The following is a 22,873-nucleotide window of genomic DNA, read 5'->3' as shown; positions in this document are numbered from 1 at the left end:
AAAGTAGCAGTAGGGATGAAAAAGCCTAGTCTGAAAGTCCATACGTGGCCTGCAGCAAACCATCAGTCTGTAGCGGTAGTAAAATAGTGCGCTACCGCATCCACCAATCGGTGGCAGTTCACCCATTCTGCCTGCTCAATTGTGTCAGCATGTTCTTCCGCCACTTTATATAAAGCAGAAATACCAGCCCGTTGCCCAGCTTCCATATCAGAGGTTTTGTCTCCCACCATGACAGAGCGGGATAAATCGATTTGGTGCTCCTGAGCAGCCGCTATCAACATGCCGGGGTTGGGTTTACGGTTTTCACAATCTTTCAGGTACTTGCCCCGACCGTGCGTAGCATGGTGTGGACAGAAGCGAACGTCAGCAATAGTAATCTGGCGACGGGCGAATTCCTGCTTCATCCAGGCGGTCAATGTGAGAAACTCATCTTCGGTGTAGTAGCCACGACCAATACCTGCCTGATTCGTCACCACCACAATCAAATAACCTTGTTCGATAATCTTCTTACAGGCTTCAAAAACGCCTGGTACAAAATCAAATTGTTCAGGGTGGCAAACATAGCCGTGATCGATATTGATTACACCGTCACGGTCGAGGAAAAAAGCCCGGTTATTCATAGATATCGTATTTGATTAAATCGAGTGGGGCATTATACGCAATAATCGCGACAGGATTAAGGTGAGACTGCCAGCGAGTATTGTTTAATCGCTATGTGCAAAACGAAAGAGCAGCGGATTTCGCTGCCCTTTGAGGAGTTAGTTAATTTAATTCAGGTAATACCTGGCTGTGTAGGATATCGATAAGTGCCGGGTTACTGATATCGTTACTCCATAGCTCGAAATTACGAAACCCTTCATTAATAAAGAACGACATCTCGTGAATAAATGCTTCCTCGGTAGTCCAACCTTGTCCACTGTCGAAGCGCTCAGGAGATTCTGTAAAGCTACCAATAGACTGACATACAGCAAAGCTCAGCTCTGTCGCCTGTTGTGCAATGTGATAAACACTGTATTCAGACTCACGCGGGTTCGTTGCCATGCGCGAACTACACCACCAGATAGCGACACCGCAGCGTGACCCCATCGTGGCCTGACAATAGTCGAAAGCGTTCTCAGCCAACGTTGGCGAGCGAAAGACTTCATGAACCTCCATGATAATCGATGTGCTCGGAAACGCCGCGTTGTACATATCCATGATGGTGTTGTAGCTATTCAGTAAACGCGCTTCGGTATAACCGGCCGCAGTAAATTCCGTCTCACTCACACGCCAGTGCATTTCAATGCCATTCGTCATCGCAGCATAAGAGAAATAGACCCCCGCTAAATTGGGATGGCTGTCGAATTGCTGTCCGAGGGCGGCCACCAGCTGTGATTTATACGCTTGGTAACCAGTATCCCAAGGTAAACAAGTCGTCTTTGCCTGACGGCGGAAATTAAAATCGAAAGTTTCACAGGCAGCGAGTACAAAATCCGGCATGGCAAAACTATCCAGAATGGCCAGATTAATCGCAGAATTCAGTTCAGCCGCTTTTTCCAGCTCGTTGCTGATAGTAGAGAAATCAAAGACTCCTGGTGCTGTGTTGATAGCTGCCCATTCAACTCTTACCAAAGTGCCGCTCATGTGCGCCTGGTCGTTAATACCTTCCCGCACCAGTGTACCACCGCGATGATTCCGCGTGATCACGCCAGCGCTATGATAAATTCCCTCAGGCATTGCCTTTACATCCGGCTCAGGAGCAGGCTGCGGCTCGGGTTCAGGTTGTGGTTCTGGCTCAGGAGCGGGTGCTGGTGCTGGCTGACGTCCTCTTCGCATTATACGTTTGAGTTTCCGTTCATGACGACGGTCTACCGCTGAGAGCGACCTGGCGTCTTCCGCCGTGACAACAAACTCTGTAGCCTCGGCGGCCTGAACCAGATTGACCGCACTTAGCAAGGTAATGCTAAGCGAGGTTAATACGCTGATGATGGGTAAATGGAGTCGAACTTTCATAATGGTCAACCTTATCGATACGAAACACGGTACGCTGCGAATTAAAGTTGACCGATGAAGTTCTATAAATCTTCCTACGGATACGTAGGTATAGAGGAAAACATACCTTTGGGAGGTACAAAAAACAGGGACATTCTAGTCGGATAAAAGTGGGAAAACAGGGTCAGAAAGAAAGCCCATGATCATAGTGGATTTTTCGGCTCGCGCCCAATCAGAGCATTAAAAACCAGAATAGCAAGGTAACAACTTCCGGCGAATTACGTATTGCCAAAAATAACGTCGGGTAAGCAAGTGAGAAGATGAGCGTGATAAATTACCAACTAAGTCACTTTTCCCACAGATACAGTCGACTGTCATAACTTTCTGCCACCACGGTCATATGCGTATTGATATATTCGAGCGTTTCAGCGTCTATTATGCGATTAAGGCCTCTTACTGGCGCAGCCACAAATAGCACTCGCTCATGTTGCTGTAATACATCCTGCAATTCCTGCTTTGAACGAAGTACCGGATTACCGACAAACTTATCAACGTAGTAAGGTGACTGCCGAACGGTGTCGTACACCACTTTACGGTCGGTAATAGTTTGAATGAAGTAACTGCCTTTCTCTTCCGCGTAGTGCTCTGATACAAGGGGGATAGTGGACATCACCACATCGCCTTCGCGCTGATACTGCTTCAGTGCGAGGGAAACCGTTCTGCCATCAACACCTGCAAGACCTGGGCGGTAGTCCACTCGCATTTGGTCGATGCTATCACCCATGAAACGGTAAATGTGCATCAGCCCAGACGTGGCGGGTAAGAACAATAGAAGCGTAAGCAACGTAATGGCGATTCCAGATTGCAGGTTTCCGGTCGCGCCAGAAATGCGTTGCCCTACGCGCTGTAGCCCTTTCACTGAATAGGTAAATACGGCGGCCACTGCCAGCAAAAATACCGGCAACACAAAGTAGAAATAGTGGGCATTATAAAAGCCTAATAAGTTTGTCAGCGACAGATAAGCCGTTACCACAAACAGCATCACGAAACTCAGCCTGCGTTGATAAAACATCATGACCAAACCAACGACAAAGAACAGGCTTAGCGCCAGGTTAAATTCGGTAAAGAAAAAATTCTGAATGTAGTAGAACGGATCGTAAGACGGATCGGTAAACGTGAGTTTCGGCGCTGATGTGTCACTTTTACCATAGCCAACCATGATGTAAGGCTCCTGTAAGAGCACGCGCCTTATACCCTGCCCTATGGCGACGAACAGAATTAACACAGCAGCAATCCACAGATTAGGCTGGAAAAACCATTTCCAGTTACCCCATCGCATAATAAGAGCTACCACCACCATAACCGGCAATACAAGACCAGACCCTTCCCAGCTAAGATAGCTGAAGGCAAACGCCACGGCAGAAAACACTGCGAGACGAATACTGATGTTGTCGCTGCTCAGTAACCGATAAAACGCGATCAGCGTAAGCAAATTGAAAAACTGAATTTGCGAAGGGTGAAAACAATTCTGTGCCCAGTAAATCGCCCAGGGCGACACAGCATAGAGTAAACCGGCGATCAGTCCGGTAATACGATTAAACCATTGTGACCCACAATAGATGATTACCCCACAGGTTGCAGTGCCGAACAACAGTGCCGGGATGCGCAAGCCAATATCGCTGTAACCCAATATTGATACTGACGCAGCCAGAAAATAAGGCACCAGTTCATACGTGGCCAACTCCACTTCCATGCCGCCTACCATCAAATACGGATAGCCGCGCTCGATTACACCACGGGCAAACCCGGCTATTGTGGCTTCATCCACCGTTAACGCCTGCTGCCCCAGGCCATCGATTCGCAGTAAACAAGCTATGGCGACTATCGCTACGGCAACAAGCCAGAACAAATAGTGATTGATAAGCCCAAGGCTTGGCTCTTGCTGACGATCAATTGGAACTGTGGCTACGGCGGGTCGATGAAGCCAGGTTTGAATCATCGAGGCCAAAGTAAGCATGGCCCAGATCAGCATGAGAAGTAGTAGATTCGACCACGCAAATATCTCTCTGGCTGAAAAACGTACGTCTTGTGCCACCAGCCAGGCAACAACCAGCGACAATGTGCCGATGAGCCCCGGTAGAAAGAAGCTATCGATAATTTGTGAACCGTTCAGTCCAGCAAGGCGGCCACCGGCCACGGCTCCTAATGTAAAAAGCAGTATGGCCAGTACCGGTAGCCAGGGCATGATCTGCGCAAGAGGCGGTGCGAAAAATGCCTCATTGACAGCCATCTGAAATATCGGTTGCTCTGACGACAGCGCCAGCGACAAAGGTGGCAAGGCTTTTTTTGCAGCGGTGATATCTGGATTGATATAGGTAGAGGCAGCATCGCGTTCTATTAACCATTGCGGTTCAATATAGCGGGTGCTAACAACACCACTTTCTTCAATAATGAGCCCCCCTGCTATTTGAGGTGGCATTCCGCCGGTAAAAAACAAAAACTGGATGGTGTTGTCACCCGCGTGCAACCGGGAACGAAAGCTGGTTAATTCAAGCAAATTATCGCTGGCGGAATACATGCCAGCGCTGACTCCATTCACCACCACCTCGAAAGGCACGGAACTGGCGATGGCAAACCAGGCTTGACGAGTGGCATCAGATACCTGCAGGTTTCCAGACACACTGACTGTCCAAAAGTTCTCACCAAACACTGTCAGCATGTCAGGACGAGGCAGTGTAAGAAATAAATCGTTAGACACATTGAGTTGCGCGGGGGGTTGCCGGTACGACTCAATAGTCGCGTTTTTCCAACGAACATCATCATAGCTGCTATCTGACCAGGTAAGCTGACTTTGTACAGGAGGCAACCGACTCGCCACTTTCACGTGTTGCCCTGAATAAAAATACTGTAGTAATCCTGCATGGTTTATCGTTGCCAGCTCGTACCTTAGCTGAACGCCCTTCGGAAACGTCGCTTTGTTTACTTCAAAAGCAAGCAGGTTTCGCCCACTTTTCAGCCACGGTGATACATCAATAACCGCGGTAGGCAACATGGACCGTGCACGTTGTTCCTGTACTTTACGGCCATTCACATACACCACGATATTGTCGGAGCCAGACACGGTGAGTACCGCCCGTTCGGGCACATCAGCAAGATCTACCGCTGCGCGAAAATAACCATTTGCAGTAGGATCGTTGGTACTCAACCACTGTGAACCGTTCCACTGCACCGGATACCGCGTATTCGCCTCATCCACAGATTTAAGATAGCCAAAGAGCAGTACGAGACAGATGAATAAAAATGCAGGGGCCAGCTTTAATGCTCCTCGGTTCATCATACTGCCTCAGGAGCCACTCAGGCCTTTAACCGCCCGGTAGTTTTTATCGCTGTCTAACTGAATGGAATGTTCATAAGCGTCACGGGCTTCAAGAATGCGTCCGCTGGCCCCCAGGCAATCCCCCTTTGTGGTCCAGATATCGGCTTCAACGGAGCGGTTGCTGATCGCAGGGATCAGGTTATCCGCTAACAGGTTACAGGCTTCATATTGACGGGTCTCCTTGTAGATATACAGCAGCGCAAGTTCAGAAGCAGCATTACGCCCTATTTGCAGCCCCTGTTGATAGTAATCTTCCGCGCGATACCAATCGTTGTCCCACAATGCCAGCAATGCCATTCGATTCAGCGCTGTCTGAGTCATTGCAACTTCCACGCGGTCCATTGCATTATCACGCAATACGGCGTGATTCTTCGTTCTCAGCAATACATCGTGAAGCGCAAGCACGCCGTTGAAATCATTGGCCGCCAGGCGCTGGCTCATCACATAAGCACTTGCCAAGGGAGATTCAGGCCCTTCTACCTGATACGCCACGTAAGATTTCAGTAGAGGAAAGCCTGTAGAGAATGCTATAACCGGGTCTAGCTCTGTGATCTCTGCCAGCTGCACGATGGCATTTTCCACTTTATTGTCATTTAAGTCCCGAATACCCTGATTGAGTTTCAGGTAAGCCAGCAGTACTGAACCGGTGCCATTTAATAGTACAAGCGCAGCAATAAACACAACCACAATTAAAGAACTATGCAACCAGCGATGGACTTTGGCCCAGGCATATACGGTAAGCAGAACCGTCATTAACAAGGCAAGTTTTGGTCCCCAACCCAGTATGCCTGTTGTGGCAGCGAGGCGGTCGGAAAATGCGTAAGCGTCGAATACCAGCGGCGTTTCCACTGACCGCCCGGCGTTTGGTACATCGTGCAGCGCTAGTACATGCTGCATTTCCCGGAACTGCGTACTTTCGGTGATATATTGCAGTAAATGAGCGCCGTCGAAAAAGCTAACTTGCTGGGCAAGGGTGAAAACAAACCCAAAAAGGCTTAGCGCAATGACAAGGCGTACCAATGGCCTTTTCATCGCTGTGGCCAAAAGAAACAGCCCCATCAAACCTGCTGAAAGCAATAGGATATCTCGGGTTGCGGGGGTCAGCGCAGCTAAACGACTACTACCGGAAAGTGGCATATTCACCCACACGCCAGACATCCCCAACATCAGCAAGGCACCTGCAAGCAGTAGTGCCGGATAATTCTCAGCAAATCGTAACGGCGGTAGGGCCCGATGAATGAGAGAACGAAATGACAACGTCGCTACAGCTTTCATCACGCGCTGCCTTCACTCGCCGACGGCGTTGACGACTGCCGGTTGGTAAAACGGGCTACCAGCGCTGAGACGTCCTGAACACTGAAAACTCTGAATGCAAACAGCCCTACTAAATACAAAAAGAAAAATACGACGGTGAAAATTATCTGGTCCCAGAACGTTTGAGGTAACCACAACAAAGCAGGTAAACAACATAAAATAGAAATGAATGCCGGACGCCAACAAAGTGAGAACCAATTAACGGTAATCTCACAGCACTTCAGGAATTTCAGAGCCAGTATAAAATAGCAAAGCTCCCCGCACAGCGTTCCCCATGCTGCTCCCTGCACACCCACCAGCGGAATAAGGACAACGTCAGCAAGCGCATTCACGGCTAAACACCCCAGTGCCGCAAGTAAGTAAAAGCGCTGATGATTAAGAGCCACAAACAAGTAGCTCAACAGCATATTAATAAACAGGCCAAATACGGTGAACGCCAGAACGCGAAGTAATCCACCGGCCTCTGCGAATTCATCCGCATAGAACAGGTTAACCAGGCTATCCGCTGAAATGAAAAGGTACCCGGTTAGTGGCAGCGCCAGCAGAACAAACCCTTTAAGGCACAAAAGAAAAAATGCATTCAATTGCTCTGCGTCGCCCGCGGCAAGCCGGGAAAAGGCCGGGAACAATGGCAAACATAAAGCGAAGGGAATCATGTCGATCATCTGCACTACTTTGTAGGCTGCGCTGAACACGCCGATGGCGGTAGCGCCGAGCATCACCGACAGGATCAGCACATCCACTTGCAGCGTCAGGCGACGAACGACCATGGATGCACCCACCGGCACGGCAGCACGAAACAGTGACAGCGCATAGTGCCCGTCGCGACCAAAGCGGATCGTTACGAAACGTAACGAAACCACCGTAAAGAAGAACAGGTACTGCAACAAATTGGCGACCAAATAGGCGAAGCAAATACCCAGTAAGGGGGAATTAAATGGCGATGACGGGCCGCCCCACCACCATGCCAGGGCCAGCAAAATGATTTTATGCGCGACAAAGCAAAACGCGTTGTAGCCCATTTCTTCGAACGCCCGGCATACCGACGAATAAACGACGGAATGGTAAGTAGCAAGTACTGCTGCCGCCATGATGATGCAGGCATACCACGAGGTTGTTGAATCGAGTAGCCCCCAGCCAACAAGAGTTATGATTACAAACATGATTGCCGACAGACACCACGCCAGCGTAAGCACATTCCCCATAATATAAGCAGTTTTGCTTTTATCTTTGGCGACCTCGCGGACGATTAAATTTGTAAGACCGAAATCAGCCACCAGCTGACAGACACTGGTAATGGCCAGAATAAAGGAAAACACACCAAACGCTTCAACACCCAGTAAACTGGCGCACAGCAGTAGGATCAGAAAACTGAGTACGCCGCCCACGCCTTCACTGGCGAAAACGTAAAGCAGATTTTTAGCGACGTTTCCGTTACCGCTCATTTAGCCTTGGCTACCACAGGCGGTATTAGTAAATAGCACAGCATCCACATAGTTCATCCATGCGGCATTAAAGGCGCCCAGAAGATTCAAATAAGCATTGATACGGTCATCTTCCGCCTGAATAAGTGCTTCCAGACTATTCAAACCACTTCCTACCCTTTCCTTCTCGCTCTGCCAAACCTGCTCGCGCCTGGCCAACTCCATTTCAGCGACTTCTATCTTGCTACGGGCACTGTCGATACCATTTTTTATAGCCTCGGCTTGCAGTGCCTTCACCTTTTCAAGATATTTAAGTTCAGTGCTCACCGCTGTGATGGATTTTTGTAGACTACGGGATTCACCATAATTGGCAGGTATGGCACCCAACGGATATTCAAATGATAACCCCACTTCTCCGTAGTCCTTTCTTACAGCAGACTCGAAGTTATCCCCGCTTCGCAGTTTTAAATATAGATTCATCGATGGCTTTAGCTTACCGCGCTGGGTGGCCAGCTTTTGATGTTCGAGTTCGAGCTGGGCACGCAGCATGCTGATATCTGGTTGGGCACCAATGAGCGTATTGATATCACCGATTTCAACTTCTTTTTCGATGACGCTGCGAAGTTCCTTATTGGCTTTACCGTCTTCAAATGCCGTTAAGGTGACATCTTGGCCTGTTAGCAGAGACAGATAACGAATACTCATTTCTCGCTGACGGTAGGCATCGGTCAGCTTTTGTTTTAAGTTGTAGTAACCCGCACGAGCAGCAACCAGATCATCGGCGGTCGTCACCCCCGCTTCCAGCGTGGCGTTCATGTTATCTAACTGTTTGTGGCGTTGATTAGTGACAGGCTCAAGCAAATCAATCTGGGCACTGTAGGTTAGAGCGTTGAAGTAATACTGACTTACCAGCTTATAAGCATCCTGCTGGGCAGACGATAACTGCGCCATGGCAACATCGTAGCCAGACTGGTTCTGGTATTCTGCCAAACCATCTTCGCCCAACCAGCGACCATCACGGTAAAGTCCCCACTTCATATCGACTTTGCCCAGCCACGCCTGACCTTTTTCATACACATTGGGGATGGCGGGATCCTGCACTGGTCCGTTTTCGATGGCGAAGAAGCTGGTGGGCTCCCCCCGGGCTGCGTAAACATCTACGCCAACCGTGAGATCAGGCATCCATTTGGCTACCTCTCCAGTTGCTACCCGCTCCTGCGCCACATCGAGCTGCGCTTTCGCAGCTGCAGTAACGTCACTTCCTTCACAAACCAATACAGAAACCCGCTCAAACGATGGGATCACTACGTCTGCTGATACTGAAAACGCCGTCAGCCCGACTAATCCAACCAAACCATTAAAGCGCATCGCCAACCTCCACTTTATCTCCATCTTTTAATGCCTGTTGTCCAACAACAACCACGTCCTGTCCAGCTTTGAGGCCACTACGAATACCTACATAGCCCTGCTCATAGCCAGTAAGTGTTACTTCATTGAGTCTTGCGGTTTTACTCTCATCCACGGCGAACACAAATGCATTACGTCCGTCGCTACCAAGCAATGCGATAGCGGGAATACGAACAGCGTCTTGACCCTGCTCAAGTAATTTTATCGAGGCGACCCCGCCCATGCCCGGACGCAATATCAGATCCGGATTGTCCAGACGAGCAAACACGGAAAGTGCGTCAGACTGCTCGTCTACCTCGCTGCCAATTCTAAGTATGCTGGCCGAAAAGGTCTGCTCCGGAAACGCATCAAGACTGACATCCACCGCCTGACCTAGCGCCAACTCGGCATAAAACCGTTGCGCGACTTTCGCTTCAACATAAATAGGATTGGTAACGCTCAGGGTGACCAGCGGCGAGGAAGTTCTTGCCGTGGTATTGGCAAATGCGCTAACGGAGGTAACAACGCCGCCAACCGGTGCATTTATGGTTATCTGCGAGTAATCAGATTTTGCAGTTTGCAGTTCGTACTGGCTGGTCAGCAGCGAGGATTTGGCCTGTTTCGCGGCAAGTGCCGCTTTGGACAGTTCGTCTTGCCCCACCAGCTTCTTACGAAACAATGCCTGTACTTTTTCAAAGTTATCCTGGGCAGCACTATTTTCTTCTTCGGCAATCTCCACCATAGACTCAGCCAGTTCGAGCTTGGCTTTAATCAGATCCGGATAGAAAGACACCAGCGGCTGACCTTGCTTCACCAATTCACCGGTTTCCACATGTACGGTTTCAACCATAGCCTGAAACCCCGGGTAAACAGGCAGACTCTGATTCTCCACTAACACTGCCTGAGTAACCAGGCTTGAGGACACCGGCGCTGATTCTGCGCGCACAATTTTGACCGGTATTGGCGCATTTTTATCTCGGGCAAAGGATGGACTGGTGGCCTTAAGGTGCGAAGATACGATTTTCATCGCCCATGCCCCCATGCCAACCAATGCAATGAGTAGCACCAATAACAAAGCGACGGAAATGACTTTTTCCGATTTTGTTTTATTACTTGTCTCTTCCATAACAGCCACTTTTACTACCTGAAATTACCACTGAACACATTTACTACCAGCTGCTTAGTTTGTTCCCGAATGTCCTTTGACATCAGCCAGACAATAAGTCCAAAGCCACCAAAAATAATCACTTCCCGAATCATGACCCAGAGATTATGCAGAGATAAAAATTCTTCCATGGAGCCGTGATGCGGCCCGAGAAACAAGGTCAGCGGTGAATGAATACGGGCATCCGCAAATGGCCACAACACTACAGTACCAAAGCTTGGATGCCAGCCCGGGTTCGGACCGGTAAACCAGTCCACAGCAACATGACTCATGAGGCCGAAGCCTACCAACAACGCAAAAAATCGATTTTTCTTTTCATCAACACCGAATACCCGGCCAATCAGCCAGAATATCGCACCTGCTAGCAGTGCAAACACGATGGAGTGGGTTGCTTGCCCATGGAAATAATGATGATGCTCACCAATCAGTGGCCCCACCAGTAAGTCCAGATCAGGCGCATTAGCCAGAAAAACGGCGGCAAATACCAGTGGTACAGAAAAGCGCGTCACATAGTGTGGTGCTATGATTCTGCCAACCATCAGACAATCAATGCCACATAATGCGTGGCCCAGTGTGCTTGCCATTATTTTCCCTGCTTACTTCTTACGGCTTAACGAGTTGTTCGGCAATGGCCGCCAGCGATGCTTCCAATTCCCGATTGCGCACATCCACATCCCATACTTCAAAATACTTCGCCCCCAACGCCATTCCTGCTTCTATGCTTGCATTCACACTGCCTTTTAGCAGTCGTTCCGGCTGTCGGGTTTGGTTACCAATGAGTTGCAGCGTGCAGAATGATGTTTCGCATGCCTTTTCAAGAAACGGATAAAGGGGCGCATTCCAGCGCTGCGACTTCCCGCTCCACCATGCCGAGAACAGACCGAATCGCTTGCCTGCTTGTTGCAAACCATATTCAAGAACGGCGTCTGCCGGTTCGTAAGAATCGAGCACTGGATGAATTTCAATATCCAGCGGCGTGACGGGAAATGCGCTTACATACGCATCGATAATAGATTGCAATGCGTTGATATGCTTCTCGACGGTATAGCCCGCCTCATGCCACGGACCGCTAGATACATTTTCTCTGCGGCCATTGACCCGCTGCTCGGGCAACTGCATCTCGAAGCCGTTTTTAGAAGAATGCGTGATGTGCACCAAAGCAATTGCGCTTTCGTCTTGATAGCGCTCGCCTAATGCGGCGATGAGGGCACGCCAATGCTTTAGGTAAATAGTATCCCAGGGTAACGGAATTCGTTCCTGCCGGTTCCCCCTTTCAGAGTAACGGGTTTTAAATTCATAAGAAAAAGGCTTCGCACCAGCGTCATAAAGCCAGGCAGGTGCTCTGGGGCCATTAAGCACGCTGAGCGATACCTTTTTATTGTGCCTATTTGCCTGATTGATCAGTGCATCTATGGCGCTAAAATCATAGTGCCCGATTGCAGGTTCAATATCATCCCAGCCAACACGGATAAGGTTGCCGTGCACAAAAGGTGCAGATAACACTTTATCACTGATGCGAGGGCCGGAACTAACGAAAATACCGTTGGGCGGAGCGGTTGTTGACGTTTCACTTTCTGCACTAGCAGGCACCAGCGCACCTGCTCCGACAAGTAATATCAGCGTTAGAATAATCCAGAAAGAAAATGAAGTTTCGCGTCCGTGCATGTTGTCTTTATCCTGCAGCTTTAATGCCGCACCACTGCGGCAACACCGGAAAATAGTGCGACGGATTTACCGTAAATTGCCGGTAGTCTTCAGGAATACCGATGTCGATAAAAGGACCAATGGCTTTCACCGCGTACAAACCCGATTTCACCAATAACGGCAGCACTTCTTGTTCCAACGAAAAGAACTGGTTTGCCGGCATCGCAGCAATCACACTCGCAGGAATACTGTAAATCCCAGCGTTTATCCAGCCACTTCGTTGCTCTGGCTGCTTTTCGTGGAACGACGTTATACGGCCGCTGGCGGTAACCCCCACTTCGCCGTAACGACTGATATCATTCACCTGCGCGACCACCATGGCAGCGCCTCGCTCAAAAGCGGTATCTCGCAGTTTGGAAAAACGGAAGTCGCAATAGCTGTCGCCGTTGAAAATAAAATAGTGCTTTGCAGGGTGTTGCTCGTAGCAGTAGCGCACCGCGCCCCCTGTTCCCAGTGGCTCAGGTTCAACGACTAAGGCAAGCTTGAGGCCTGGTAGCGCGTCCTGCTGATCTGCGATAAAAGTATCGAACTGTTCAGCTTTATAGCCTGCTGCAATCACAATGTCGTGAATACCCTTGCGATACAACATGTTCACCATGTAAGCAAGATAGGGAATGCCATTTACCGGTGCCAGAGGCTTGGGCACGTCACTCAACACTTCACGCAGCCGGGTGCCTAATCCACCGGCCAGAATAATGGCTTTTGAGCTCATACTGGTTCTCCGTTACTCAGTATCGAAACTGAGGTAATCACTAGTTACCCCCCGCGAGACTATCTTCGCAGGATTTCCTACTACAGAGCAATTATCGGGAATGGATGAAATGACCAGCGCATTGGCTGCAATCACCACATTATTCCCAATACTTACCGCGCCCAGAATTTTCGCACCCGCGCCGACAAACACGTTGTCACCTAATGTAGGCTTGCCTTCTCCGGTGTGATCACGACCAATGCACACGTTCTGATTCACCGTAAGATTGTTGCCAGCCAATGCAGGATCGATTTCAATTCCTGCGAAATTATGCAGAACCAGTCCGCGACCTATTTGCGCCGTAGGTGAAATACGGCAGTCAGTGAATAATCGCAGCACACCTTCGATGAGCCAGGCAAAAAATGATAACAGCACCGCGAGAATATCCGGTTTCACGGCATGGCATTGCTGGCGCAGACGAAACGCCATCACTGCCAGCGAGCCCCACTGCAACGTCATTTTGATGTACTTGTTCACAAGGTTATCTATACGGGTATAGTGACGACGCTTGCGCCTGAGATCGACACGCAGCGCTGCAAAACCGTTATCGACAACCGCGTTGTCAGAAACACTATTCGGCATCGACTACTCTCCGGCGTTCGATAAAGTCAATGCGCACAACATTTTGTCTACGTTCGCCTTTGCGCTGCTCTCGGATATCTGCAGGCAGTGCATCCGCATCCATCTGCCGGTTTTCCCAGAACCTTGGCTGATAGCTCTGCCGGATATAGCGCTTCAACTCCGGCTGCAGGGATTCATAATCACCGCTCCGCAACATCTGATAAATCACGGCAATGCCCCGCGCCAATACATCCCATTCGTACAGACTACCTAAAGTTCTACGTGCTTCGGTAGCAATTTTTTCGGCCATCGCAGGGCGATTCAGTAACCATTCAATGCTTTCAGCAAACTGCTCAATGTTATGATCTTCAGCCAGCACCGCATTTTTCATATGATGCAGCCCTTTTGCTGCACCGGTGAAACCGGCAATGGGAATATTGCCGCACATGTAGTTCAGAATTTTTACCGGGTGACCCGGGCAGTCAGTGCGGGGCAGCGTGGCCACATCCGCCAACGCCAGATAATCAGGTAGTTTTTCCAGCTTCAGACCTTCTACGATATCCGTGATGTCACCAATATCTAATTCGGCAATCTTCGTTTTAATCGTTTCCAGATCTTTCGGATTGACGATATTGGCCGCCAGGATCAGTCTGAGATTATCAAACTTCGGCTTGATCACTGCTGTCGCTTCCAGCAGGTAATCAATGCGCTGAAAGGCATCCAGACTACCGGTGTAAATTACAATGTTATCGTCATCACCATAGCCGTATTTTTGTCTCAGCGTCGACTTATCATTGGTTTCAAACATCCCCGGATTCACGCCCGCCGGGAGCACCTGAATCTTTTCTTTTTTCACACCGAGTTTAACCAGATAGTCTTTCAGCGAATCAGACACTGCGGTAACGTAATCGCCGGTAAACGGGATAGTTTTGTCCAGCAGATTGGCCAGTTTCATCGCAAAACCTTTAGACCAGATAAAATCATAGGTCACAAGCTCATCGACCATATTGTTAACGGCGTTATAAAGCATGGGCTTGCGGGTAACCAATTTGGCCAACCAGCCAATTAACGCGCCTTCATAGTTGTGCGCATGAATCACATCAATTTTATACTTCCAGATTAACCAGATAAGCCGGAAAACCATCAGCGGGTCGTAGACAAACTTTTCTAATGCCGGGCCGACTTTTACCCGCTTTTTATTCAAAAACGGAAATGACACTCGGTGAATTTTCGGGCCAGTTACCGGAATATCCTCTTTAATGGGATAGGTAAGAATATGCACCTCATGCCCCTGCTCGACCAACGCTTCTGACATCTCGCGAATGGATGCCGGAGAACCGTGATTCGCCGGAAACGGACAGGCTGCCACCATGACGACTTTGTGTTTTACTGACTCATCCATGCTGTACTTCTGCTTCTGTTTCTCTGATCCTCGATGGATTGATAATTAAGATATCCGGCATGCTTTCTACTTTTTTTGCAAAGCTGCCATACATGGCTTCGAGGCCATCAATGATTGGTTGCGGCTGTGACTGCCAGGCCGATTTGCGCTGCTTCACCGTAAAGGGTTTATTGCAGTCGAAAAAGGCCAGTACCTCATCGATATTTTCCGCCAGCGCCTCATATTTGATCAGCATTACCGGATGCCGGGTTTTAGCCGGGTCGGCCCAGTTGCTCAGTTGCCGGTCGAGATGAAAGGCATCCTCGCCCCCTGCCAGATATTGTTCCAACGAAACGCCTTTTAATGCAGGCGCTGTAGTCGGACTATTAGCGTTCATGGCATTCGCATGCATGCCCTGATAACCACGGCGGAATACCGACAGCACGCTGTTGTAAGGATTACCGAATACGTACCCGAGTTTCACTTGCTTCTCGTCGTTATACACCTCTGGAGAGTAGGCATGTTCGCGGGGCGTTTTGTCTGCAATAGAACCGATATGTCGGGCCAGCGCCGTAGAGCCCACGCCGCCCATAGAGCAAAGTGCTACTGAAGGTCCGGGAAAAATAATTCGACGTAATGCTGGCGCTTTGTTGATGAGAGATACCAGACCGTCGAGCTTTATCGTGTCCATATCTGCCCCTCCCTGCCAAGTAAGTTGGCTAAGCGAAGCTGCTCGTCCTCAAATATTGCTTTTAGTTCTTCTTTTGAAGCTGCGTCCATATCCGGTATGGGTTCTGATTTCGCATTAAAGCGACGCACCATTTGTGCCACGCCGGAACGTTTTAGTTGTTCTGCAAAACCAGTCATGCCTCTTCTCGCCATAAAGCGATAGCATCGCACCAGAATATTTTCGAGTTTAAGAAAGCGATAGTTCACTGCCTGATTACGCTTTTCCTCCACGCCTTCGGGCAGAAAGCTGATATCCTCTACGCCAATGAACTCGAATATTCTGCGGTAGCATTCGGCGAGATCGTGCTGCATTTCCTCAAGCACCAGAACCAGAATATTTTCTTTCGGAAAACGTTCAAAAAACGGCACCAGATAATCGGTGTAGTACCCAAAGCGAAGCTTTCCTTCGTCTTGGATATATTGAGAAAACGGATAGTCAGGTGGCAGATCGCCCTTACGAATGAAATGCTGAAAGTCTGAATAAGTGCGAGCAACCGGATCGCGCACCATAGCGATAATTTTCACATCGGGAAAATGTTGGTAGATGCGTTCCGCGGCGTCAGGGTGGTACATGTAACTAATAGAAAATTCACCTTTACGTTTATCCCCTGCGCCATTGAATAGCCCTTTGTACCAGTCAAATGTTTGTTGTTCATACAGGTCACCGAAGTAGTGAATTTCCTTCGGATTCCCATCAAATATTTCGGGATGTTGTACAAGATTTTCGAACAACCAGGTCGAGCCACACTTGCCCGAACCAATGCCAATAAAATCCATTTTAAAATCTTGCTGTGACATTTAGCTCTCCACTGCCTGCGCATTCTTTTTTATTCTCGCCGGATTGCCTACCGCCATGGTGTCATCTGGAATGTCGGTAAGTACCAGGCTGTTTCCGCGGATAATCACGTTGTTGCCAATGGTCACACTGCCCAGGATTTTTGCTCCAGGCTCTATGTATACGTTGTCGCCAATCACCGGCAGGGTTTTACTTCCCCGCACATTGCCTACCGTCACCCCGGAACCCACAGTAAAATTCTCGCCGATGGTTTCAGCCAGAATAAAAACGCCGCCAGTGCCATTAACGGCAAAGCCTTTGCCAATGCGACAATGTGCCTGAATGCTGATCCCAGTGAGCCCCTGAGTGATGAAAAACACCGGGTAATAGAGCACCTTTAGTGCTAGCTTCAATGGTTTTGCTCTCGCATCACCAGCAAACCTGCCAAAGCGATAAACACAGGTGGCCAGCCAGGTTCTGCTAAAGAAGCTCAATAGCCGGCTGATACCCTCGTCGTTCTGGTCAGTAGTGATTAAGCGTTGACGGGCATCGGCTTTAAGATTTTCAAACATCTGTAATCTCGTTAATAATTGTTGTCGTTGCCTGCCAGCTTTTCGCTCATCCAGTTGGTTTCTCTGGAAATGATACGCGCCGGATTTCCCATCACCGTGCAGTTATCCGGTACGTCATTAATCACCACCGAATTGGCGCCGATCACCACGTTATTGCCAATGGTGACACTACCGAGCACTTTCGCTCCGGCCGCAATTAGCACGTTGTTACCAATTTTAGGCGGCTCGGGCTGGCCGCGTAGGTGACCAATAGTGACGCCCTGAAACACAATCACGTTTTCCCCCATCTCACCTTCGCTGATAAAAATGCCGCTAAAGTTGTGAATGGTGAAGCCTTTTCCAATTTTTGCTTTTGATGGTATATAGATACCAAACCCGGTTACCACGATGGCTTTTAGAAAAAAATAGGGAATGCGAAATAGCACGCGAATGAAGCTGACTTTAATGGTGCGGGTCCAACTACCATAGCGATAAACGGTACTGGCGACGGTACCCGGGTCGAGGAAAATTCTGACGTTCTTCACAAACCAGCTCTTCTGGCTCAAAAACCAGTCCTGCTTGAATTTAAGATCGCCTTTGATTAACTCAAACACGCGCTTCTACCTGACCTTCAACATAAGCTGATAAGGCGTTGAGCGTCTCGAATACTTCTGGGTCCAGTTCATCAGATTCAATTTCAATATCGTGTACCCACTCAAGCTCCACAATTAGTGAGATACGATTTATCGAATCCAGATTCAGCGGAGCATCTGTTTCTATAGTGCTGAAGTCCTTTTTGCACACTTTTGTCAGTGTTGCTCGTAAAGACGTGATGATTTCTTGTTGACTGCTCATAGTATGCTTCCTGATTACTTAGCTTTCTTTTGGAACAAGCGGATTGGGAATCTTTCGGTGATCTGCATCGCCGGTTTGCCGCTGATATTTATAATATAAGTGCGATATATCGCTTCGACGTATTCCGGTGCGCCAGAGGTATATTCATTGGCCAGGAACACTTCGCGGCCAAAGTCGACGATCTCACGATAGGTCTCCAGGCCTATTTCCCGGAGCAATTCACCGATACCGATTTTGCCGTCCAGCATTTGTTTACGGACGTCATCATCTAGTAAATCCATGCGCAAATAAGAGGTGGCGAAAGCATAGATATCCGACGTGGTTTCGCCTTTTAAAATAACATCGCGCTTAAGTGCGTGGTCGCCCACATTTGCGTTGATCAGTGGTAGAGCCTGCGTTAGCCAAACCGGCTCTTGCCACTGTTTTTCAACGCGAATTTTCTCCCAGAAAAACGCCTCCAGGCTTTTGGTAACCGTTCCATCCGTCACCAGTAGCGTTCGCAGGAACGGGGGCAACGCTTCCATATCCATTGCGTCGTCATTGATATTGTGAACAATGCCACCCTCAATGAATCCTCTGCTTCTGAAATGTTCTTTCAACATAATGACTTCCTTTCTGTCGCGTCCATTGCTCGTGTTACAGGTATTTTCTTAGTATTTTTCCCAATGGACTTCGGGGTATCTCACTTCTGAACTCGATCATCTTAGGCCATTTATACTCAGCGAGATTCGCCTTACAGTGCGCCACAACATCACCTTCAGTAAGATCATCAGCAACGACTACCGCCTTTACCACTTCTCCGTAGTCGTTGTCTGGTTTCCCAAGTACCACCACCTCGCGAACCGGTTCGAGGGCCATGAGTACCTTTTCAACCTCAATCGGGTCAACCTTTAACCCAGCAACATTGATTAGTAGCTTTTTACGCCCCGTGATAAAGAGGTCGCCATGAACGTTCTTAAACCCGATATCCCCTGTGACATAGTTGCCTTCGATAAATGTCTCAGCAGACGCGTCTGGATTATTTTTGTATTCAGTCGCAGCTGAGGGACTCTGCACCACTATGTCACCTTCCACTCCTGGCGGACATTCCATACCATCATCATTTATTATTGAAACGACATATCCCTCTAGAGGGCGCCCTACCGAGTTTGCGGGTGCATCGCCAATATTAAGTGCAATGGCGCCGGCTTCCGTAGACCCATAAAGCTGACAGGCGGTAACAGTCAAAGTTTGTTGTAGGGCCTCACGAATCTCATCAGCCAAGGGAGCACCGGCAGTAAAGACCAAACGAAGTTGTGATAAGTCTGGTTGCTGCTTTAACCGTGTCGAAGCTAGCATCTTAAGCATGAATGTTGCGGAGGGGTAAACCGTGACAGCATGTTTTTCAAGCGCTCGAATCACGCTTCGAGGATTAAATTCACCTGGCGTGATGACCAGCTTGGCACCATTGAGTAGCGAAGCCATAAACGCATTTGAAAAACCGTGGGCATGATGCAAAGGAACCGAACACAGGAATACATCGGTGGCATCGACCAATGCCGTTTGCGTGAATGCTTCATATTCAGCAATGAGTTGCCGATATGTTCGTACAACTTGTTTAGCCTTACCTGTAGAGCCAGATGAGAACAAGACGAGACCCGGCGCGTGAGCGTCATCATCTTCAATTAAACTATTTCCATCTGCAGACTCTATTGATTCAAATGCTAATGTAGAAAGCTCAACGGACAAGCTGGCGATACGGGTGATTTCTTCGGCAAGTGCTACAACGAGGGATGCCTCAGAACGTGACAAATAGTCCGTGATTTCGGTGTCAGTGAACTTTGAATTCAGCGGTAAAAGACAAGCGCCAATTTTGAAAGAAGCTAGCATGGTCGCTATAAGCTCTATACCAGCTGGAAGTGATGTTGCAATGACCTTACCTTTACCCAACCCTTCTTCACCAAGGCGCAAAGCGATACTGTTTACCAGGCCATTTAATTCAGAAAAGGTCAGGTCCTGATTCCCACATACAAGAGCAACTTTATGAGGATGCTCCTGGACCTGTGTATAAAAATGTTTGTACAACATGAACACTTACCTCAGGAAATCTTCGCGTGAAGTTTAAACAGCTCGTAGAATGCTTTCAGGATAACGAAAGGATTAGCGCCCGTTTGCTCGCCGGCTTCTCTTGGGTAATGACTAACCGCCACATTAATCATGCTGAAACCTCGCTTCTTAGCTAATGCCAAAAGCTCGGTGTTAACCATGGCCCCGCCAGCTTCTAGTTTGATCACATCGAAAATATCGCGACGGAACAATTTAAAAGCACAGTCGATATCTTTGACTTTTATCTTGAATAAAAATCTAACCAGGCTTGACCATGCCCAACCATTAACACGTCGATGAAAGGGATCGGCACGATTCTCTCTGTATCCAAGAATCAGGTCATAGCTATCTACATAAGTGAGCAGACGGGTAATTTCTTCTAAATCAAACTGACCGTCTGAATCAGAAAAGAAAACATAGTCATTCTTTGCAGCAGCGAAACCACTACGTAAAGCTGCGCCATATCCCTGATTATATTGATGATGAATCGGTTTGATTCGCTCATCAAATGCTGCAAGTGTATCTATGATTTCGCCCGTACTGTCTTCTCCACCATCGTTAACAGGAATGATGGTAACGGTATGAAAATACTTCGAGAACGCCTTTATTGCATTTTGAATTGAGCGAGTAATATTTTCTTGTTCGTTATACGCCGGAAAAATAATCGATACGCTAGAAAGCTTCTCCGGTGATTCCAACACTGCAATACGCTTCTTCGGCGCTTCATGCGTGTCTATAAAGTCAACTGTCGCTGTGGCACTTCCACTGTTCATCTTTTAGTCCCTTACCCCTTCATCTACGCTATCATCAGACGGTGTCTGAGATGCTGCTCAACACGCTGATTACGCCACGATTCAACTCCATCAAGCTCAAATTTAAAGCTCTCAACGCGCGCCCCCAACTTCTCCAACACGGAAACCACTTCCCGTTTCTTATTATGTTCACAGTAAAACATCATGAAACCACCACCACCGGCACCACTTACCTTGCCGCCAATAGCACCTGCTTTTCTTGCGGCTTCGTACATCTCATCGAGTTCTGGATTGGTAATGGAATTCGCCATCTGCTTTTTCTGCTGCCAGGCTTCATGTAATAATTCGCCAAACTCGTTTGTCTTACCTCGTAGTAAAACTCGCTTCATATCTAAGGCGTGCTGCTTGATCTGATGCATAGCGTCGATATTCGAAGCCTTTTTATCCTTAACGTTCTTAATCTGATCTTCGATGATGGTGGAGGACAAGCGAGACTTTTGGGTATAAACCAAAATCATGTTGTACTCGAGTTCGCGAACCACCCAAGGATCAATCTTAAGACGATTTACCAGTACGCTATCGCCGTCAAACTCCATAAAATTGAAGCCACCAAAAGCTGCTGCATACTGATCTTGCATTCCTCCCAGCTGTTTAAGTTCAAGTCGTTCAATATCGTGAGCAAGACGGCCAATTTCATAAGCGTTCATAGAGAGGCTTTCCATCTCATTGAAAGCACCAATAATTGAGACCATCATTGCTGATGATGAACCCAGCCCGGAGCCAGGAGGAGCGTCATTGTGTGTAATAACCTTCAAGCCGCATGCCTGGCCCATGAGGTGTTTGTAAACTGAACGCACAAAACAGGCATCGGAAAAGGGTGATTCAAGCGTTGAGCTGCAGAAATGGGTCGTCTTGTCAAAATCGTATGAAGTGACAGAGATATCAGATTGCTCACTACGGACTAAACTGGTGTAAGCGAATTTATTTATAGTGGCATTTAAAACAAGTCCACCATAGCGAGAAGCATAAGGGTTTACATCTGTACCACCGCCAGCGAACGATATACGTAACGGAGCTCGAGAACGATAAATTTCCATATTTACATCCTTGAATGAATGCTGGCATAACCGGGGTAATAGCAATACCAGCGCGTCGCATCATCAAATACTTCCTATAGGTGACCCTTTGCGACTTTTCAGCACTCTTCGATTGTAGAATCGGAATGCTTAATAATAGTTATATTGTGTAAATGTAGAGCAATATTAGTACCACTCAGATATTCCGAAAATGAGATCTCGGATATAGATCATAAAAATCATTGAGTTAATCAAAATATTCAATGACCAATAATAAAAGTGAAAACTTGATTTGCTATGGCTACAGTACATTTATAAAACTTTTCGTGCACCAAATCGATTCTTTTCTAACCGGGCTATTTGCGAACCAGATGATTACTGAGCAATATGAGGCAAATGTATTAGAAATTTTTTATGGATTATGCCGGTCTGGTGACTCTCGAAGAAAATCTAAACATCTGAAAATAAATAAATATTTAACTTAACGAACTATAAAGTGTAAAAAATATAAACAGCACTTTTGAGTTTCTCTTCTGGATCAGTAGTACCTTTTTTGTATTTTTTATTGGGCAAAAAAATCCGCTCTAAATTAGTGCAAAATTTCACCAGAATGAAAGATTGAACACGCGAGCATAATCATTAGAAATGAAGTGTTGGGAAATGTCTATTAAGGGTCAGGTTATAAACGCAAAAAGCCCGCTCAAATGAGCGGGCTTTTTTCGAAATGGGAGCCTGACGGTGTGCTACTCTCACATGGGGAAACCCCACACTACCATCGCCGCTAACGCGTTTCACTTCTGAGTTCGGAATGGGATCAGGTGGGACCACGTCGCTATTGCCGTCAGGCATAAAACTTTTTTATATAAAAACCGAATGATTTCTCGGTTCTTAGAAAGGAGGAAAACGACCTACTGAGATTGCTCATCATCCTTTAAAATTTTTCATTCACCGCCTGCCGTTACAGTGCCGATGTTTATCAAAAAAGCCCGCTCAGATGAGCGGGCTTCTTCGTATTTG

Annotated in this window: 21 protein-coding genes and 1 rRNA gene; all 22 read right to left on the bottom strand. The window is 48.0% G+C overall.

All coding sequences use genetic code 11. From position 1 onward, the window contains the following. Positions 1-62: 62 nt before the first annotated feature. On the bottom strand, positions 63-620 hold the full coding sequence (gene gmhB / locus ACXAFQ_RS19725; protein ID WP_474825094.1) for a D-glycero-beta-D-manno-heptose 1,7-bisphosphate 7-phosphatase: 558 nt from the start codon (positions 618-620) through the stop codon (positions 63-65). Positions 621-762: 142 nt separating this feature from the next. Next, a complete protein-coding gene (locus ACXAFQ_RS19720) occupies positions 763-1,992 on the bottom strand; it encodes a hypothetical protein (RefSeq protein WP_474825093.1) in 1,230 nt (409 codons plus the stop codon). Between the two features lie 325 nt (positions 1,993-2,317). Continuing rightward, on the bottom strand, positions 2,318-5,308 hold the full coding sequence (locus tag ACXAFQ_RS19715; protein WP_474825092.1) for an ArnT family glycosyltransferase: 2,991 nt from the start codon (positions 5,306-5,308) through the stop codon (positions 2,318-2,320). A 6-nt stretch (positions 5,309-5,314) separates the two neighbouring features. Next, complete coding sequence (locus ACXAFQ_RS19710; RefSeq protein WP_474825091.1) at positions 5,315-6,622, bottom strand: tetratricopeptide repeat protein; 1,308 nt, start codon at positions 6,620-6,622, stop codon at positions 5,315-5,317. Further along, positions 6,622-8,106: a flippase gene (locus ACXAFQ_RS19705; RefSeq protein WP_474825090.1), complete on the bottom strand. Its 1,485-nt coding sequence runs from the start codon at positions 8,104-8,106 to the stop codon at positions 6,622-6,624. Before ACXAFQ_RS19705 ends, ACXAFQ_RS19710 begins: the two co-directional genes overlap by 1 nt. Next, a complete protein-coding gene (locus ACXAFQ_RS19700; protein ID WP_474825089.1) occupies positions 8,107-9,453 on the bottom strand; it encodes a TolC family protein in 1,347 nt (448 codons plus the stop codon). Next, positions 9,443-10,597, bottom strand: a complete 1,155-nt coding sequence (locus ACXAFQ_RS19695) for an efflux RND transporter periplasmic adaptor subunit (RefSeq protein ID WP_474825088.1) — start codon at positions 10,595-10,597, stop codon at positions 9,443-9,445. Before ACXAFQ_RS19695 ends, ACXAFQ_RS19700 begins: the two co-directional genes overlap by 11 nt. A gap of 14 nt (positions 10,598-10,611) precedes the next feature. Continuing rightward, complete coding sequence (locus tag ACXAFQ_RS19690; RefSeq protein ID WP_474825087.1) at positions 10,612-11,220, bottom strand: metal-dependent hydrolase; 609 nt, start codon at positions 11,218-11,220, stop codon at positions 10,612-10,614. 19 nt (positions 11,221-11,239) lie between these two features. Continuing rightward, a complete protein-coding gene (locus tag ACXAFQ_RS19685) occupies positions 11,240-12,301 on the bottom strand; it encodes a beta-galactosidase (RefSeq protein WP_474825086.1) in 1,062 nt (353 codons plus the stop codon). A 7-nt stretch (positions 12,302-12,308) separates the two neighbouring features. Beyond that, positions 12,309-13,052: a nucleotidyltransferase family protein gene (locus tag ACXAFQ_RS19680; RefSeq protein ID WP_474825085.1), complete on the bottom strand. Its 744-nt coding sequence runs from the start codon at positions 13,050-13,052 to the stop codon at positions 12,309-12,311. Between the two features lie 12 nt (positions 13,053-13,064). Further along, entirely contained in the window at positions 13,065-13,673 is a 609-nt protein-coding gene (locus ACXAFQ_RS19675; RefSeq protein WP_474825084.1) for a serine O-acetyltransferase, read from the bottom strand. Continuing rightward, complete coding sequence (locus ACXAFQ_RS19670) at positions 13,663-15,054, bottom strand: glycosyltransferase family 4 protein (protein WP_474825083.1); 1,392 nt, start codon at positions 15,052-15,054, stop codon at positions 13,663-13,665. The genes ACXAFQ_RS19675 and ACXAFQ_RS19670 overlap by 11 nt, the downstream gene beginning before the upstream one ends. After that, positions 15,047-15,724 carry a hypothetical protein gene (locus ACXAFQ_RS19665; protein WP_474825082.1) on the bottom strand — a complete coding sequence of 226 codons (678 nt, stop codon included), beginning with the start codon at positions 15,722-15,724 and terminating at the stop codon, positions 15,047-15,049. Before ACXAFQ_RS19665 ends, ACXAFQ_RS19670 begins: the two co-directional genes overlap by 8 nt. After that, the gene (locus tag ACXAFQ_RS19660) at positions 15,712-16,560 is read right to left on the bottom strand and encodes a sulfotransferase domain-containing protein (protein WP_474825081.1); all 849 of its coding nucleotides are present in this window, start codon (positions 16,558-16,560) and stop codon (positions 15,712-15,714) included. Before ACXAFQ_RS19660 ends, ACXAFQ_RS19665 begins: the two co-directional genes overlap by 13 nt. Next, entirely contained in the window at positions 16,561-17,109 is a 549-nt protein-coding gene (locus ACXAFQ_RS19655) for a serine O-acetyltransferase (RefSeq protein WP_474825080.1), read from the bottom strand. An 11-nt stretch (positions 17,110-17,120) separates the two neighbouring features. Beyond that, a complete protein-coding gene (locus ACXAFQ_RS19650; protein ID WP_474825079.1) occupies positions 17,121-17,702 on the bottom strand; it encodes a serine O-acetyltransferase in 582 nt (193 codons plus the stop codon). Beyond that, positions 17,695-17,943 (bottom strand): acyl carrier protein, encoded by a 249-nt coding sequence (locus ACXAFQ_RS19645; RefSeq protein ID WP_474825078.1) that lies wholly within the window; start codon positions 17,941-17,943, stop codon positions 17,695-17,697. The genes ACXAFQ_RS19650 and ACXAFQ_RS19645 overlap by 8 nt, the downstream gene beginning before the upstream one ends. Before the next feature lie 14 nt (positions 17,944-17,957). Beyond that, on the bottom strand, positions 17,958-18,545 hold the full coding sequence (locus tag ACXAFQ_RS19640) for a chorismate--pyruvate lyase family protein (protein ID WP_474825077.1): 588 nt from the start codon (positions 18,543-18,545) through the stop codon (positions 17,958-17,960). A 34-nt stretch (positions 18,546-18,579) separates the two neighbouring features. Beyond that, entirely contained in the window at positions 18,580-20,010 is a 1,431-nt protein-coding gene (locus ACXAFQ_RS19635; protein WP_474825076.1) for a class I adenylate-forming enzyme family protein, read from the bottom strand. An 11-nt stretch (positions 20,011-20,021) separates the two neighbouring features. Further along, on the bottom strand, positions 20,022-20,801 hold the full coding sequence (locus ACXAFQ_RS19630) for a glycosyltransferase family 2 protein (RefSeq protein ID WP_474825075.1): 780 nt from the start codon (positions 20,799-20,801) through the stop codon (positions 20,022-20,024). Between the two features lie 23 nt (positions 20,802-20,824). After that, on the bottom strand, positions 20,825-21,877 hold the full coding sequence (locus tag ACXAFQ_RS19625) for a GHMP family kinase ATP-binding protein (protein ID WP_474825074.1): 1,053 nt from the start codon (positions 21,875-21,877) through the stop codon (positions 20,825-20,827). A gap of 709 nt (positions 21,878-22,586) precedes the next feature. Further along, a 5S ribosomal RNA gene (gene rrf, locus ACXAFQ_RS19620) occupies positions 22,587-22,702 on the bottom strand. Positions 22,703-22,873 lie beyond the last annotated feature (171 nt).

Source organism: Alteromonas sp. ABH2_165, from assembly GCF_056159945.1.
The sequence above is the reverse complement of the archived record's forward strand: the minus strand, read 5'-3'. Positions and strand labels throughout refer to the sequence as shown.

Excerpts from the sequence above, each read along its gene's own strand:
- gmhB (WP_474825094.1), bottom strand. The coding sequence starts at position 620 with ATGAATAACCGGGCTTTTTTCCTCGACCGTGACGGTGTAATCAATATC.
- ACXAFQ_RS19720 (WP_474825093.1), bottom strand. The coding sequence starts at position 1,992 with ATGAAAGTTCGACTCCATTTACCCATCATCAGCGTATTAACCTCGCTT.
- ACXAFQ_RS19715 (WP_474825092.1), bottom strand. The coding sequence starts at position 5,308 with ATGATGAACCGAGGAGCATTAAAGCTGGCCCCTGCATTTTTATTCATC.
- ACXAFQ_RS19710 (WP_474825091.1), bottom strand. The coding sequence starts at position 6,622 with ATGAAAGCTGTAGCGACGTTGTCATTTCGTTCTCTCATTCATCGGGCC.
- ACXAFQ_RS19705 (WP_474825090.1), bottom strand. The coding sequence starts at position 8,106 with ATGAGCGGTAACGGAAACGTCGCTAAAAATCTGCTTTACGTTTTCGCC.
- ACXAFQ_RS19700 (WP_474825089.1), bottom strand. The coding sequence starts at position 9,453 with ATGCGCTTTAATGGTTTGGTTGGATTAGTCGGGCTGACGGCGTTTTCA.
- ACXAFQ_RS19695 (WP_474825088.1), bottom strand. The coding sequence starts at position 10,597 with ATGGAAGAGACAAGTAATAAAACAAAATCGGAAAAAGTCATTTCCGTC.
- ACXAFQ_RS19690 (WP_474825087.1), bottom strand. The coding sequence starts at position 11,220 with ATGGCAAGCACACTGGGCCACGCATTATGTGGCATTGATTGTCTGATG.
- ACXAFQ_RS19685 (WP_474825086.1), bottom strand. The coding sequence starts at position 12,301 with ATGCACGGACGCGAAACTTCATTTTCTTTCTGGATTATTCTAACGCTG.
- ACXAFQ_RS19680 (WP_474825085.1), bottom strand. The coding sequence starts at position 13,052 with ATGAGCTCAAAAGCCATTATTCTGGCCGGTGGATTAGGCACCCGGCTG.
- ACXAFQ_RS19675 (WP_474825084.1), bottom strand. The coding sequence starts at position 13,673 with ATGCCGAATAGTGTTTCTGACAACGCGGTTGTCGATAACGGTTTTGCA.
- ACXAFQ_RS19670 (WP_474825083.1), bottom strand. The coding sequence starts at position 15,054 with ATGGATGAGTCAGTAAAACACAAAGTCGTCATGGTGGCAGCCTGTCCG.
- ACXAFQ_RS19665 (WP_474825082.1), bottom strand. The coding sequence starts at position 15,724 with ATGGACACGATAAAGCTCGACGGTCTGGTATCTCTCATCAACAAAGCG.
- ACXAFQ_RS19660 (WP_474825081.1), bottom strand. The coding sequence starts at position 16,560 with ATGTCACAGCAAGATTTTAAAATGGATTTTATTGGCATTGGTTCGGGC.
- ACXAFQ_RS19655 (WP_474825080.1), bottom strand. The coding sequence starts at position 17,109 with ATGTTTGAAAATCTTAAAGCCGATGCCCGTCAACGCTTAATCACTACT.
- ACXAFQ_RS19645 (WP_474825078.1), bottom strand. The coding sequence starts at position 17,943 with ATGAGCAGTCAACAAGAAATCATCACGTCTTTACGAGCAACACTGACA.
- ACXAFQ_RS19640 (WP_474825077.1), bottom strand. The coding sequence starts at position 18,545 with ATGTTGAAAGAACATTTCAGAAGCAGAGGATTCATTGAGGGTGGCATT.
- ACXAFQ_RS19635 (WP_474825076.1), bottom strand. The coding sequence starts at position 20,010 with ATGTTGTACAAACATTTTTATACACAGGTCCAGGAGCATCCTCATAAA.
- ACXAFQ_RS19630 (WP_474825075.1), bottom strand. The coding sequence starts at position 20,801 with ATGAACAGTGGAAGTGCCACAGCGACAGTTGACTTTATAGACACGCAT.
- ACXAFQ_RS19625 (WP_474825074.1), bottom strand. The coding sequence starts at position 21,877 with ATGGAAATTTATCGTTCTCGAGCTCCGTTACGTATATCGTTCGCTGGC.